14 protein-coding genes and 1 tRNA gene are annotated in these 14,067 nt (G+C 70.2%); 8 read left to right on the forward strand and 7 right to left on the reverse strand.

Annotation, left to right across the window (positions count from 1 at the left end; translation table 11 throughout):
* The first annotated feature begins 55 nt into the window (after positions 1 to 55).
* From AC1DVI_RS23060 to AC1DVI_RS23090, 7 genes are all read left to right on the forward strand, one after another.
* Positions 56 to 538 (forward strand): Rrf2 family transcriptional regulator, encoded by a 483-nt coding sequence (locus AC1DVI_RS23060; protein WP_014239836.1) that lies wholly within the window; start codon positions 56 to 58, stop codon positions 536 to 538.
* A gap of 39 nt (positions 539 to 577) precedes the next feature.
* Positions 578 to 1,690, forward strand: coding sequence for a cysteine desulfurase family protein (locus tag AC1DVI_RS23065; RefSeq protein WP_476959946.1), 1,113 nt, complete (start codon positions 578 to 580; stop codon positions 1,688 to 1,690).
* Between the two features lie 141 nt (positions 1,691 to 1,831).
* Complete coding sequence (locus tag AC1DVI_RS23070) at positions 1,832 to 2,497, forward strand: molecular chaperone DnaJ (RefSeq protein ID WP_476959947.1); 666 nt, start codon at positions 1,832 to 1,834, stop codon at positions 2,495 to 2,497.
* A 45-nt stretch (positions 2,498 to 2,542) separates the two neighbouring features.
* Positions 2,543 to 2,872 carry a ferredoxin family 2Fe-2S iron-sulfur cluster binding protein gene (locus AC1DVI_RS23075; protein ID WP_035672428.1) on the forward strand — a complete coding sequence of 110 codons (330 nt, stop codon included), beginning with the start codon at positions 2,543 to 2,545 and terminating at the stop codon, positions 2,870 to 2,872.
* Between the two features lie 138 nt (positions 2,873 to 3,010).
* A complete protein-coding gene (gene mnmA, locus AC1DVI_RS23080) occupies positions 3,011 to 4,144 on the forward strand; it encodes a tRNA 2-thiouridine(34) synthase MnmA (protein ID WP_476959948.1) in 1,134 nt (377 codons plus the stop codon).
* Between the two features lie 132 nt (positions 4,145 to 4,276).
* A tRNA-Met gene (locus tag AC1DVI_RS23085) sits at positions 4,277 to 4,351 on the forward strand.
* Positions 4,352 to 4,514: 163 nt separating this feature from the next.
* On the forward strand, positions 4,515 to 6,275 hold the full coding sequence (locus tag AC1DVI_RS23090; protein ID WP_476959949.1) for a tetratricopeptide repeat protein: 1,761 nt from the start codon (positions 4,515 to 4,517) through the stop codon (positions 6,273 to 6,275).
* Here the strand turns inward: AC1DVI_RS23090 and AC1DVI_RS23095 are convergent.
* From AC1DVI_RS23095 to AC1DVI_RS23120, 6 genes are all read right to left on the reverse strand, one after another.
* Positions 6,221 to 7,558 (reverse strand): HlyD family type I secretion periplasmic adaptor subunit, encoded by a 1,338-nt coding sequence (locus AC1DVI_RS23095; RefSeq protein ID WP_476959950.1) that lies wholly within the window; start codon positions 7,556 to 7,558, stop codon positions 6,221 to 6,223. The two genes, AC1DVI_RS23090 and AC1DVI_RS23095, sit on opposite strands and share 55 nt — an antisense overlap.
* A gap of 14 nt (positions 7,559 to 7,572) precedes the next feature.
* Complete coding sequence (locus AC1DVI_RS23100) at positions 7,573 to 9,318, reverse strand: type I secretion system permease/ATPase (RefSeq protein WP_476959951.1); 1,746 nt, start codon at positions 9,316 to 9,318, stop codon at positions 7,573 to 7,575.
* Positions 9,319 to 9,399: 81 nt separating this feature from the next.
* Complete coding sequence (locus AC1DVI_RS23105; protein WP_145622308.1) at positions 9,400 to 10,029, reverse strand: calcium-binding protein; 630 nt, start codon at positions 10,027 to 10,029, stop codon at positions 9,400 to 9,402.
* A 177-nt stretch (positions 10,030 to 10,206) separates the two neighbouring features.
* Complete coding sequence (locus tag AC1DVI_RS23110; protein WP_476959952.1) at positions 10,207 to 10,563, reverse strand: Atu4866 domain-containing protein; 357 nt, start codon at positions 10,561 to 10,563, stop codon at positions 10,207 to 10,209.
* Positions 10,560 to 11,069, reverse strand: a complete 510-nt coding sequence (locus AC1DVI_RS23115; protein ID WP_476959953.1) for a carboxymuconolactone decarboxylase family protein — start codon at positions 11,067 to 11,069, stop codon at positions 10,560 to 10,562. The genes AC1DVI_RS23110 and AC1DVI_RS23115 overlap by 4 nt, the downstream gene beginning before the upstream one ends.
* A gap of 25 nt (positions 11,070 to 11,094) precedes the next feature.
* Positions 11,095 to 11,826 (reverse strand): SDR family oxidoreductase, encoded by a 732-nt coding sequence (locus AC1DVI_RS23120; protein ID WP_476959954.1) that lies wholly within the window; start codon positions 11,824 to 11,826, stop codon positions 11,095 to 11,097.
* Positions 11,827 to 11,934: 108 nt separating this feature from the next.
* Here AC1DVI_RS23120 and AC1DVI_RS23125 point away from each other — a divergent pair, with 108 nt between their 5' ends.
* A complete protein-coding gene (locus AC1DVI_RS23125; RefSeq protein WP_476959955.1) occupies positions 11,935 to 12,855 on the forward strand; it encodes a LysR family transcriptional regulator in 921 nt (306 codons plus the stop codon).
* A 9-nt stretch (positions 12,856 to 12,864) separates the two neighbouring features.
* On the opposite strand, the gene AC1DVI_RS23130 is transcribed toward AC1DVI_RS23125, so the two are convergent.
* A complete protein-coding gene (locus AC1DVI_RS23130) occupies positions 12,865 to 13,611 on the reverse strand; it encodes an SAM-dependent methyltransferase (RefSeq protein WP_476959956.1) in 747 nt (248 codons plus the stop codon).
* Between the last annotated feature and the right edge of the window lie 456 nt (positions 13,612 to 14,067).

Below are 14,067 nucleotides of genomic sequence, written 5' to 3' on the forward strand. Positions count from 1 at the left end.
GGCGCCGATCCGCTGAACGGTCGGGCCGGGGTGAAGGAAGGGTAAGGAGGGTAAAATGAGACTCAGCACCAAGGGACGCTATGCCGTCATGGCCATGGTCGATCTTGCTGCCACCAGCCAGGGGAGCCCCGTCGCCCTTGCCGACATCGCCGACCGGCAGGAGATTTCGCTCTCCTATCTGGAGCAGCTGTTCGCCAAGCTGCGCAAGGGCGGTCTGGTCAAGAGCGTGCGCGGCCCCGGCGGCGGCTATCTGCTGGCCCATCCGGCGGACGCGACGCGGGTGTCCGACATCATCCTGGCGGTGGACGAGCCGATCCGCACGACCCGCTGCGCCAACGGCACGCCGCAGGGCTGCCGGACCAACCGGTCGCGCTGCCTGACCCACGACCTGTGGGAGGAGCTGGGCAACCAGATCCACATGTATCTCAGCTCGGTCACCGTGGCCGACGTGGTGGAGCGCCGGATCATCGGCACCAGCAGCCTGACCATCCGCGGCCCGCAGCCGGCGGACGAGGGTGCTGCGGTCGCGGCGGAGTAAGGGGCCGAGTAAGGGAGAGCCCTCCGGCGCCTCGTTCCGATGACCCGCGTCTACCTCGACCACAACGCCTCGGCGCCTCTGAAGCCGGCGGTGAAGACGGCGATGATCCAGGCCATGGATCTCGCCGGCAACCCGTCATCGGTGCACGGCTTCGGCCGCGCGGTCCGCCGCGCGGTGGAGGAGGCGCGCGCCCAGGTCGCCGCCCTGGCCGGGGTGCGGCCCGCCCAGGTCTTCTTCACCGGCAGCGGAACGGAAGCCAACAATCTGGCGCTGCGCGGCTTTTCCGGCCGGGCGGTGGTCACCTCCGCCATCGAGCATGACTCGGTGATGGAGGCGGTGCCCGGCGCCGCCCGCGTCCCGGTGGACCGCGACGGCGTCGCCGACCTCGCCGCGCTCGACCGGATGCTCGCCAGCGGCGACGGCTCGGCGCTGGTTTCCCTGATGCTCGCCAACAACGAGACCGGTGTGATCCAGCCGGTGGCCGAGGCGGCGCGGATCGCCCACGCCCACGGCGCGCTGTTCCATTGCGACGCGGTGCAGGCCGCCGGTCGCCTGTCCCTCGACCTCGGGGCGCTTGGCGCCGACCTGCTGACCCTGTCGGCCCACAAGATCGGCGGCCCCGCCGGTGTCGGCGCCCTGATTCTCGCCGACGGGCTGGAGCCGGAGGCGCTGATCCGCGGCGGCGGGCAGGAGAAGCGCCGCCGCGCCGGGACCGAAAACGTCGTCGGCATCGCCGGCTTCGGCGCCGCCGCACGCCTCGCGCGGGAGGAGCTTCCCGACAGCGCCTGCCTGACCGCCCTGCGCGACGCGCTGGAGGCTTCGGCGCTCGCCGCCGTTCCCGGCGCGCGGGTGATGGGGGCCGGCGCGGCACGGGTCGGCAACACCAGCAACCTGCTGCTGCCCGGCGTGGCGGGGGAGACGCAGGTGATGGCGCTGGACCTCGCCGGGGTGGCGGTCAGCGCCGGGTCTGCCTGCTCCAGCGGCAAGGTGAAGCCGTCCCATGTCCTGGCCGCCATGGGCGAGAGCGCCGCGGACGCTGCCTGCGCCATCCGCGTCAGCCTGGGCTGGGACAGCGACGACGCGGCGGTGGAGCGTTTCGCCGCCGCCTACGCCGCGATGGCGGCAAGGCTGGCCCGTGCCCCTGCGGCGTAATCGCCTCTCCATGATCTCCACCTCCCGCCGCGGTCCGTGTAAGGTTGCGCGGCGCCCGGCTTCTGGGTATCACCCGGCCGAAGGGGCGGCGACCCGCCGGGCTCACGGCCGACCTGTGCAGCGTTTCAACGGACGGCAAGCATGACGACATCCGATTCCGGCCCGCCGCGCTTTCCCAAGGGAGAGGCTCCCAAGGGCATCGCCGGGACCATTGACGGCGATCTGGAGCCGTGCTGGCTGTGCGGCCGTTCGGTCGCGGCGCGCGCGATGTTCTGCCATTCCTGCGGGGCGGTGCAGGCGCCGCGCACGCTCGACCATTTCACCCGGCTGGGTCTGGAGCGCCGCTTCGACATCGAGCCGGAGGCGCTGGCCCGCCAACACGCCGGCTTCTCCCGTGCCATGGACCCGGAGCGCTTCGCGGCGCGCGGCGCGCGGCAGCAGGCCAACGCCCGCGCCCAGGCCGACGCGCTGGGCGAAGCCTATGAGACGCTGCGCGACCCGGTGCGCCGCGCCCGCTATCTGCTGGACCTGTTGAACGCCCCCGCCGCCGCGCTGACCGCGGAGGAGGACGAGGAGGTGACGGCGCTGGCAGACCGGCTGGATGGCGCCCCGGATGTCTCCACGGTGGACCGGCTGGCCCAGGACATCGGGCAGCGCGTGGAAAGTTGCATCAAGTATCTTGCCATTGCCTTCCGCAACGGGCAGACCGACAACGCCGCGCGCATCCTCGCGCGGCTGGAGCGGTTGGAGGCGCTGGCGGCCGAATCCCGGACGCGGCGCTCCAGCCTTGCCCCGAAGTCACCCTAACCATCGCCATCGCACACCGACGCCTTTGTTCAGGAGAGCACCCCAATGCCCAAGATGACCTTCATCGAGCCGAACGGCACCCGCCACGAGGTGGACGCCCCGCTCGGCCTGTCTGTGCTCGAGGTCGCGCACAAGCACGGCCTGGACCTGGAAGGCGCCTGCGAGGGCTCGCTGGCCTGCTCGACCTGCCACGTCATCGTGGAGCCGGAGTGGTTCGACGTGCTGAACGAGGCCTCGGAGGATGAGGAGGACATGCTCGACCTCGCCTTCGGCCTGACCAAGACCTCGCGCCTGGGCTGCCAGATCATCATCAGCGAGGAACTGGACGGTTTGGCCGTGCGCCTTCCCGGCGGCACCAACAACGCCATGCGCTGACGCACCGCCGCGGCGCCTTGCGGGGCCGCCGCGGTCCGCACCCGCCACCGGGGAACCGGCGCGCCAGCCCGCTCGCGGGCGCGGCGCCCCTGGTTCTCCGGTGGTGAATTTTTTGGGAACCGGCCCATATAGGGCGCCATGATCTCCTACGCCAACTCCCTCGGCATCGCCAAGCGTCCCCAGGACACCCGCGTGGTCGTCGCCATGTCCGGCGGCGTCGATTCCTCCGTCACCGCCGCCGTTCTGCGGGAGGAGGGCTACGACGTGGTCGGCATCACGCTCCAGCTCTACGACCACGGCATCGCCCTGCAGAAGCCGGGCGCCTGCTGCGCCGGGCAGGACATCTACGACGCCCGCCAAGTGGCCGACCGCATCGGCATCCCGCATTATGTGCTGGATTACGAGGGCAAGTTCTCACAGGACGTGATCGACGACTTCGCCGACACCTATCTGCGCGGCGAGACGCCGATCCCCTGCGTGCGCTGCAACCAGCGGGTCAAGTTCCGCGACCTGCTGAACACCGCCCGCGACCTCGGCGCCGACGCGCTGGCGACCGGCCATTACGTGCGCCGCGTCCAGGCGGCGGCGGGGGCGGAACTGCACCGCGCCATCGATCCCGGCCGCGACCAGAGCTATTTCCTGTTCGCCACGACACGTGAGCAGCTGGAGTTCCTGCGCTTCCCGCTGGGCGGCTTGACCAAGCCGGAGACCCGCGCGCTGGCCGAGCGCCATGGGCTGGAGGTGGCGGCCAAGCCGGACAGCCAGGACATCTGCTTCGTCCCCAACGGCTCCTACGCCGACGTGGTGGCGAAGCTGCGCCCCGGCTCGGTCGAGCCCGGCGACATCGTCCATGTCGACGGGCGCGTCCTGGGCCGCCACCGCGGTGTGGTCCATTACACGGTGGGCCAGCGCAAGGGGCTGGGCATCGGCGGCATCCGGGGCGAGGAGGAGCCGCTGTTCGTCGTGCGCCTGGAGCCCGGCCAGCGCCGCGTCGTCGTCGGCCCGCGCCGCGATCTGGCGCGCCGTGTGGTGACGATCCGCGAGGTCAACTGGCTCGGCCCCGCCCTGGCCCCCGGCGAGGGGCTGGAGGTGGAGGTGAAGCTCCGCTCCGCCCAGCCGCCGGCTGCGGCGGTGTGGCGTGTGGGCGCGGACGGCACCGCGCAGGCCGAACTGCACGAGCCGCAATACGGCGTGGCGCCCGGCCAAGCCTGCGTCGTCTACCAGGGCGATCGGGTGCTGGGCGGCGGCTGGATTGCCGGCACGGGGGCCTGACGAAAACTTCGCAAAAAGTGAAATTTCAGCGTTGACACCCCGATCCCCCTGGAATACATAAGCGGCCCCGGCACGAACCGCGGCGGACAACACCGAAACGGACCGCGCCGGGAGATGATGGTAAGCCACGATGGCAGCGTAGCTCAGTGGTAGAGCAGGGGAATCATAATCCCTTGGTCGGGGGTTCAAATCCCTCCGCTGCTACCATCATAAAAGCCAGTCAATCCAATGGGTTGGCTGGCTTTTTCCATTTCCGACCCTTGCCCCATGAGCGCCGTTAGACTCCCGGTTAGACAGGTCAGGCACCGCGGCTGTTCCGCGCGTGTTGGCGTCAACGGCAGGGGCCTTGAAGCGGCGTGGTTGGAAGGACGTGCGCGAACATGTCGCGCTGGGCGGCGGGTGGCGTTCGGGTAGGTTATCAGGCGTGCATACGCCTGCCACCGCCTTCCGAAAAATCGAGACCCTTCATCCCGTCATGGGCGTCAAGACGAACCTGCAAGCCGCGTTGGCAAAGCATATGGCCGGGGATTTGCGTGGCGCCGAGGCGCTGTACCGGGACATGATCCGCCGCTATCCCCGCGCGCCCGAGACGCGGCATGCCCATGGCAACCTTGGCGCCATCCATTTGGTCGAAGGGCGGTTGGAGCAAGCGGAACAGAGCCTGCGCGCGGCCTTGCGGCTTGCGCCGAACGACCCTGGCGTGCTCGGCAACCTCGGGCTCGCGCTTCGTGGGCGTGGCCGTCTCGACGAGGCGGTGTCGTGTCATCGCAAGGCGCTCAACGGCGCCCCGACCTCCGCCAACGCGCTCAACAATCTGGGCGTGTCATTGACGGAGCGTGGCGATACGGAGGAAGCGATCGCTTGCTTCGAGCGGCTTCTCGGGCTGACGCCGGGCGCCCCCGATGCTCTGTTCAACCTTGGCGTCGCGTTCGAGCGGGCGAACCGGCTCGAGGAGGCCGCCCGCCACTATAGAAAGGTTCTGGACCGGGCGCCGGGGCACATGGGCGCGCTGAACAACCTGGGCAACACCCTGGGCGAACTGGGTGCCGTGGACGAGGCGCTGGATTGTTACGGTCGCGCGCTGTCCCTCGATCCCGAGAACGCCGACGCCCATTGGAACCGCGCGCTGACGCGGTTGCTGCTCGGCGATTTCGCAAACGGATGGCGTGAATTCGAATGGCGTTGGAAAGCGCCGGTCATGCAAGGCCAGCGTCGCCGGTTCGACCAGCCGGCTTGGAATGGCGGGCCGCTGACCGGCCGGACCATCCTTCTGCACGCCGAACAGGGGCTGGGCGACACGCTCCAGTTTCTGCGCTTTGTGCCCTTGCTGCGGGACGCGGGAGCGACGCGCGTCCTGCTGGAGGTCCAGCCGCCTCTTCTCTCCCTGTTGCGGGAGTCCCCGGCCGTCGAGGGCGTGGCGGTGATCCCGCGTTCCCCCGACTTTCCGGGCGGGAGCCACCTGCCGCCCTTTGACCTGCACGCGCCGCTGATGAGCCTGCCGTTGCTGCTGAACCGCAGCCATCCCGTGGCGCCGGACACCCCGATGCTGCGCGCATCGGAGGCCGCCACACGCATCTGGACGGACCGTCTGGCCACCGCTGCGCCGAACGCCCGGATTCGTTGCGGCCTTGTGTGGGCCGGACGGCGCGAGCACGCCAACGACCGCCGCCGCTCCCTTCCCCTTGCCGCCCTCGCGCCGCTCCGGGAGTTGGCCGGAGTTCAATGGGTGTCCCTGCAGGTCGGCCCGGCGGTGGCTGATCTGGCCTCCTGGTCCGACGCTCCCTTCGACGCGTCGCCCTTCCTGACCGATTTCGCGGCGACGGCGGCGGCACTGGCGTCGCTTGACCTCGTCGTCACCGTGGACACCGCCGTGGCGCATCTGGCCGGCAGCCTGGGCCGGCCGACATTGGTGCTGCTGCCTTTTGCGCCGGACTGGCGTTGGATGCTCGGACGCGCGGACAGCCCGTGGTACCCGACGGCCCGCCTGTTCCGGCAAAGCCGCGTGGGCGATTGGTCGGGTCCGGTGTCCGAGGTCGCCGGGGAACTGCAACGACTGGCCGATGGGCGGGGCGCCCCTCAATCCTCGGTCAGCGCGTGCGCCATGGCGTCCTGCAACGGCGCCAGCACATAGTCGATGGCCCGTCGCTGACCCGTCGCGATCAGCACGTCGGCGGGCATGCCCGGATGCAGGGCCGCCGGGCCGAGGCGCTCCAGCGCGCCGGGCAGGGGGCGGATGCGGGCCACGAAGTAGGGGGCATGGGTCGTCGGGTCGGTCAGGCGGTCGGCGGAGACGTCCATAACGGTGGCGTCGATCGAGGGCATGCGGCGGGGCTTGAAGGCGCTGAGGCGGACCTGCGCGGTCTGGCCGGCCTTCACCACGTCGATGTCCAGCGGGTCGATGCGCGCTTCGATGGTCGGCGGGCCGCTGTCCGGAACGATGTCCATCAGCGGCTCGCCCGGCTTCACCACGCCGCCCACGGTGAAGACGGTCAGCCCGACCACGCGGCCCGGAACGGGAGCGCGGATCTCCGTGCGCTCCACCGCGTCGCGGGCGGCCTTCAGACGTGCGGCGGTCTGGTCCAGGGCGTTCTGCGCCTCCTCCATCTCCGCGGCGATGTCGGAGCGGCGGGCCGTCTCCTTGGCGTGGATCTGGGTGTCGGCGACCGTCACCGCCTGTTCGGCCAGCAGGGCGCGGGCGTGGGATTGATCGCGGGTGCCGGCCAGGTCGGCCATGGCGCGCTTCAACGACAGGACCCGCAGCTTGCGTTCCAGCCCCTTGTTGAAGAGGTCGAGCACACCGGCCAACTCCTCCTCGATGTAGACGATCTGCTCCGCCGCCGCGCGTTCCTGGGCGCGGTGGGCGGTCACCTCGCGCTCGGCCTGCAGGCGCTGTTCGCGCAGCACAGCCATGTCGCCGTCATGGCGGGTCCAGCGGGAGGCGAACAGTTGCTGCTGCACGGCCAGGGCGCGCCGGGCGGCGGCGCTTCCATCCACCAGTTCCGCCGGGACGGAGAAGGCGCGCTGTCCGGCGTATTCGGCGCGCAGGCGGGCCATGCGGACCAGGGCGGCGGCCTGTTCGGTGGACAGCTCCTCCAGGGTGGCGCGGCTCTGCGTCCCTTCGAGGCGGAGCAGGGTCTGGCCGGCGGCCACCGTGTCGCCGTCGCGCACCGCCAGTTCGGCGACGATGCCGCCCTCCAGATGCTGGATGGTCTTGCGGTTGCCGTCCACCACCACCGTGCCCGGCGCGTGGGCGGCGCTGTCCAGCGGGGCGAGGAAGCCCCAGCCGAGCCCGGCGCCCAGCGCCAGGGCGATCACCGCGCAGCCCGCCCGCACCGCTCCGCCGATGGAGGGCTCGGCGCGGCGCGGCTCCGCCGGGATGGAGCTTCGGCCCAGCAGCGTGTCGATCGTCGTCATCTCGATGTCTCCAATCAGGGGGTGGCGGTGGCGGCAATCGGCTGCGGGGTGGCGGTGCCCAGCCGCCGGACCATCTCGGCCCGCGTCGCGGTCTGGTCGATCATGCCGTCGCGCAGCACGACGATGCGGTCCACCGCGTCGAGGACGCAGCGGCGGTGGGCGATCACCACCACCGCGGCCCCGCCGGCCTTGGCCTCGGCGATGGCGCGCAGCAGAGCCGCCTCGCCGGCCTGGTCCAGGTTCGCGTTGGGCTCGTCGAGAACGATCAGGCGGGGATCGCCGTAGAGGGCGCGGGCGAGCGCGATGCGTTGCCTCTGCCCTCCGGAGAGCAGGGCGCCGCCCTCGCCGATCTCCGTCCGGTAGCCGTCGGGGAGGCGGCCGATCATCTCATGCACGCCGGCCCGCCGCGCCGCCGCGGTGACCAGCGCCGGGTCGGGCTCGCCCAGCCGGGCGATGGCGTCCTCCACCGTGTCGCCGAGCAGGCCGACGCCCTGCGGCAGATAGCCGACATGCCGTCCGCAGTCGTCGCGGTGCCAGCGCCACACATTGTGGCCGTCGAGATAGACGCCGCCCTGGGTCGGCTCCAGCACGCCGACCAGCAGCCGGGCCAGCGTGGACTTGCCCGCCGCCGAGGGGCCGACGATGCCCACCGCTTCCCCCGGCTCCACCGAGAAGGAGAGGCCGCGCAGCGTCGGGCGGTCCGACCCCGGCGGGACGTAGGTCACGCGGTCCAGCAGCAGGGAGCCGCTGGGGCGGGGCAGGGGGGCGCACGGCGCGGGTGCCGCGTCCGCGGTGAACAGGACGCGCAGGCGGCGCAGGCTCTCGCGGGCCGAGGACCAGTTCCGCCAGGAGTCGATCAGCTGCTCGAAGGGCGCCAGCGCGCGGCCCATCAGGATGGAGGCGGCCAGCATGCTGCCCGGCGACACCTGCCGGTCCAGCACCAGCATCGTGCCGGCGGCGAGGATCGCCACCTGGGCGGTCATCCGACAGACCTTGGCGAGCGAGGCGACGGCCTGCGCCCGTCCGGCGGTCCCGTTGACCAGCCGCAGGTGATCGTCCTGAACCGCCTGCCAGCGGCGGCGCAGGTTGCCCATCATGCCCATTGCGGCGACGGCCTCCACACCGTGCGACGCCGCCTCGACCTCGGCGCCGTGTCGGCACAGGGCGCGGTTGGCCTCCGCCGCACCCGGCATGGTCAGCATCCGGCCCAACAGGCTCACCCCGACCAGACACAGGATGCTTGCTCCGCAGACGAAGCCGTAGAGCGGGTGGATCAGCGTCAGGAACAGCAGGAAGACGAGGCTGAGTGCCGCGTCGAGCGGTGCCGTGAGGCTCGGCCCGGACAGGAACTGGCGTAGCTCGTTGAGGTCGCGCAGCACCTGGGCCGGGCGGCTGGGGCCGCCGCGCAGCAGGCCGCCCATCGACGCCTCCAGGGCGTCCATGGTCAGGCTGCGGGCCGCCAGATGGCCCATGGCCTGGGTCAACCGCCCGCGGATCGCCTCGACCAGCCCGAACACGGCGAAGCAGCCCAGCGCCAGCAGCGACAGGGCCACCAAAGTCTCCACGCTGCGGCTGCCCAGCACGCGGTCGTAGACCTGCATCGTGTAGAGCGGCATCGCCAGCTGGATGAGGGCGAGAAAAACGCTGAACCCGCCCGCGGCGGCGAGGCCGGTGGCGATGCGCCGCCGGATCGCGCCCAGGGCGGGCGGGTGGGCGGATGGGCCGGTGGATGGGCTGCGGCGGGTTTCCCGTGCGGCCATTGGAAGGGCGCTCCTGTCGTCCGGAGAAAGGAAAGGGGCGCGCCGGGAAGGACGGCGCGCCCGGAACCTCGGTCAGGCGGATCAGTAGAAGGAGATGTCGCCCATCGGGTTGTCGCCCTTCACGATCAGGTCGTGATAGCCGGTGTCGTTGGCCGCGTTCCACGTGACGACGTAATTGCCGTCCTTCTGCCAGATGCTGTATTGGCCGTCGGCGGGCGCGCTGGTCGAGCCGGCGTAGCTGTAGCTGCCCTTCAGCCAGATCTGGTCCTCGTCCTTGAAGTCGGTGATGGTGTCGGCGTTGCCGGCGTAGATGTCGCCGCTGTCCTTCGTCTCGAAGAAGAACCAGTCGGCCCCGGCCCCGCCGGTCATTTGGTCCTTGCCCATGCCGCCGTAGAGGTCGTCGAAGGTGTCGCCGCCGCTCAGCGTATCGTTGCCCTCGCCGCCGTAGAGCTTGTCGTACCCGCTCTCGCCGTAGAGCTGGTCGTTGCCGCTGCCGCCATAGAGCGTGTCGGTGCCGTAATAGCCCATCAGCAGGTCGTTGCCCGACTCGCCGTAGAGCACGTCGTTGCCGTTCCAGCCGTCCAGCGTGTCGTTGCCGGACCAGCCGAGAATGGTGTCGTTGCCGTCATAACCCTGCACGTAGTCATTGCTGACGCCGTACTTGATCATGTCGAGATAGTCGGCGTTGTTGGTGCCATAGACGTTTGCCATTGATGCGTTTCCTTCGGATCAGGGGATTGTGCCATGCAGGGGGAGGCGTGTTCTTCGGTGTTCCTTTTGCCGGTTCGTTCCGAAGACCTCGCCCTTGCACAGCCATTCTTCCCGGATCGGGCATCCGGCACTGTTGTCCACTTCACAGTTTTGCACAGGAGAGAAAATGCGCGGCGGTCAGCGCCGCCGGTGCAGGATCATCCCGCCATGGTGCAGCACCCCGTCGATGAAGTCGCCGTCGGCGGTGAAGCCGGTGTCGTCCCAATAGTCGATGTGGTCGCCGGTGACCCGATAGCGGCCCTGGTACGCCGTCTCCCGGCTGCCCCGCGCCTCGACGTAGCGGTTGTTGGGGAGTAGCTCGTGGCGGACGCGGCCGTCCTCCGTCACCCACAGGCCGACATAGGGGTGATCGGCTTGCGCCACGCCAGGCCGGTCGGCGGTCTGGGCCAGCGCCTTGCGGTCGGGCAGGGCCTCGGCGCCGGAGGCGAGCAGGGCGGCGGTCAGGGTGGCGGTTCGGGCGAACGCGCGTTTCATGGCGTGCCTCCTTCCGACGGACGGCGCTCGGCGAACAGCTCCGACAGGCTGCGCGCGGCGGAGATCGCGCGGGGGAAGCCGGCCGGGACGGTCACCATGTAGACGATCTCCTTCAACTCGTCCTCGGAGACGCCGGCGTTGAGCGCGTAGCCGGCGTGGATCTTCATGAAGGCCGTCTCGCCGATGGCGGCGAAGGCGGCGACCGCGGCCAACTGGCGGGTCCGCGTGTCCAGCCCCGGCCGGGACCAGACGTCGCCCAGCGCGTAGGCCTCGGTGGCCTCCGCCAGGAAGGGGAACTCCTCGCGCATCCGCTCCAGGGTGGGCTGGGGCTGGCCGTTGTTCAGGCTGCGGATCACCTCGCCGCCGCGCTTGGCGCGCTCCTCCGTGGTCAGGGCGCTGGCCAGGGCGGGGGCGGGCATCGCCGGAACCGCGGCGAGCAGCCCCGCCGCGACGAGGGTGCGCAGGCGCGCGGGGGGACGGCCGAGGGTGTCGGTGCCGTGGGTCATGCTCATATCCTCCTCGATGACTGGCTCAGTGGCTGGCCGTGGGGCGGACCACGATCTCGTTGGTGTCCACGTCGTCCGGCTGCTCGATGGCGTGCAGGATGGCCCGCCCGATGGCGTCCGGCTTGATGGAGACGGCGCGGTAGCTGCGCATCAACTCCTCGGCCTCCGGGTCGGTGATGGTGTGGGCCAGCTCCGATTCCACGACGCCGGGGCAGACGCAGGTGACGCGCAGCCGCTCGTTCTCCTGGCGCAGCCCGTCGGAAATAGCCCGCACCGCGTATTTCGTCGCGCAGTAGACGGCGGCGGTCGGCGACACGGCGAGCGCCCCGATGGAGGCGATGTTGATGATCTGGCCGAAGCCCTGGCCGTTCATGACCGGCAGCACCGCGGCGATGCCGTAGAGGACGCCGCGGATGTTGACGTCGATCATGCGGTCCCATTCCTCGACCTTCAGCGAGGCCATGGGGGACAGCGGCATGACCCCGGCGTTGTTGACCAGCACGTCGATGCGCCCGAACCGCTCCTGCGCGAAGGCGGCGAAGGCCGCCATCTCCTCGCGGCTCGTCACGTCCAGCGCGCGGACCTCGGCGGTTCCGCCTCCGGCCCGGATGTCGGCGGCCAGGGATTCCAGCCGCTCCGTCCGGCGGGCGCCGAGCACCAGCTTCGCCCCGGCGGCGCCGAGGACGCGGGCGGTGCCTTCGCCGATGCCGCTGGAGGCGCCGGTGATGAGGATCGTCTTGTCGGTGATCGCGGTCATGTCGTGCTCCCTTCCGTCGATCGTTGCGGTGACGGAGAAAAAGCTATGATCCGGCGGCCGATGGTTCGAGTTGCCAATCGTGAACGGGCTGGTTAGGTTCTCTAACCAATGAGCGACCCCTTTGAAGGCATGGCGGCGTTTCTGGCGGTGGCCGAGACGCTCAATTTCCGCCGGGCGTCCGAGCGCCTGGGTGTCACCCGCTCCGCCGTCAGCCAAGCGGTCCGCCGGCTGGAGGACCGCATCGGCGTGCCGCTTCTCCAGAGGACGACGCGCAGCGTCCGGCTGACCGACGCGGGTGCGCATCTGCTCGCCGCGACGCGGCCGGCGCTGGCGGAGATCGGCACGGCGCTGGAGGTCATCGCTTCGGCGCACGGGGCGCCGGGCGGGACGCTGCGGCTGGCCGTCTCATCCATCGCGGAAAGCATTTTGGAAGGCGAGGCGCTGGCCGGCTTCCTGGCCGCCTACCCATCGGTCGGCGTCGACATCCTGGTGACCGACGAGGAGTTCGACATCGTCGCGGCGGGTTTCGACGCGGGCGTCCGGCTGGGCGAGGCCATCGAGCAGGACATGATCGCGGTGCCGGTCTCCGCCCCGCAGCGGCAGTTGGTGGTGGCCTCACCGGCCTATCTGGCAGAGTTTGGCCGTCCAGCCCATCCGCGCGACCTGCTCGCCCACCGCTGCATCGGTTGGCGTCCTGCGCCGGACGTGGCGCCCTACCGCTGGGAGTTCACCGAGGATGGCCGCGACTTCGACATCGCGGTGAATCCGCGGGTCGCCACCAACGACATGGGGATGATGGTCCGGCTGGCCCTGGCCGGCGCCGGGCTCACCTGCGGCATGGAGGAAACCTTCCGGCCCCATCTGGAGAACGGCGCGCTGGAAACGGTTCTGGAGGATTTCTGCCCGCCCTTTGCCGGCTTTCACCTTTACTACCCAAGCCGCCGGACGGTGCCGCCACGGCTGCGCGCCCTCATCGACCATCTGCGGGCGCGGAACGGTGCGTCGCCGAGAGCGTCACGCCACGATTGAGGCAAGGTGTTACCGCGGCATCAGCGCGAACACGCTCCAGCCCAGATAGTCCCGCGTGTGGGTGGCGTAGCGCACCGGTTCCGAAGTCAGTTTGGCTCGAACGTCCTCCGCGAGGTCGTCGCCGGGATTGGCGTCCAGCCAGCGGCGCATGGTCAGCCATTTGGCGGCTTCGTAGCGGTCCCAGCCGTCCTGATCGGCCAGAACCATCTCGACGACGTCGCAGCCAAGGCGGCCGAAGGACGCGAGAAGCTCCGGGAGCGTGAGGAAATCGGAGATGGCGTTGGCGAGGCACCCCTTGGCAACGTCGTCCGTCGGCGGCAACTGCCGCCAGTAGGGTTCGCCGATGAGGATGATCCCTCCAGCGCGCAGGCTCCGCGTCAGCAGCTCGACCGTACCGGCGACACCCCCGGCGATCCAGGTGGCACCGACACAGGCGGCCACATCGACCTTCTCGTCGGAGACGTATCCGGCGGCATCGCCATGGATGAACGCGACCCGATCGGCAACCCCGAGTTCGACGGCACGGAGCTTCGCTTGCTCGGTGAACAACCGGCTCATGTCGATGCCGGTACCGGTGATGCCGTGATCGTGTGCCCAACTGCACAGCATCTCCCCCGAACCGCTGCCGAGGTCGAGCATCCGGGCTCCCGATTCCAGACGCAGCGCGGCGCCGAGGGTGGCGAGCTTTTCCGGTGTGATCGGGTTGTGAATGCGGTGCGCGCTTTCACTGATGGTGAATATTCGGGGGATGTCCACTTTGGAAGACGTCCTTGAGCGCATGCGAAGAGTGGGCGGACCCGAGTCGGCACGAACGCCGCGGTCCGGTGAGCGAAGGTGGTGGAGCGATGACCGCGCGGGCTTGAAGGATAACCCGCGCGGTCGCGTCTCAACAAGTTCTCATCATGGTTGTGCGGAGTTCGGCGCTTGAACCGGCCCTCCGCTTCCGGAAGCCAACCCCACAGCTTGCGGCTCGCATCGCAACGTCCTGCCGCCGGAAACGGAAACGGCGGGTGCCGAAGCCCGAAGGCCCCGGCACCCGCCGTTCTGGCTGGCGTTTATGTCTCCTCAGCCGAACCAGGCGGCGACGTTTCCGGTCTGGCCGAGGATGGTGATGCGGGCGCCGGAGCCGATGTCGAGGGTGGTGTTTCCGCCCTCCACCCGCGCCGAGCGGATCACCGCGCCGAGGTCGATGCCCGCCTCGTGGAAGGCCAG

The organism is Azospirillum sp. P4_B5 (assembly GCF_056402275.1).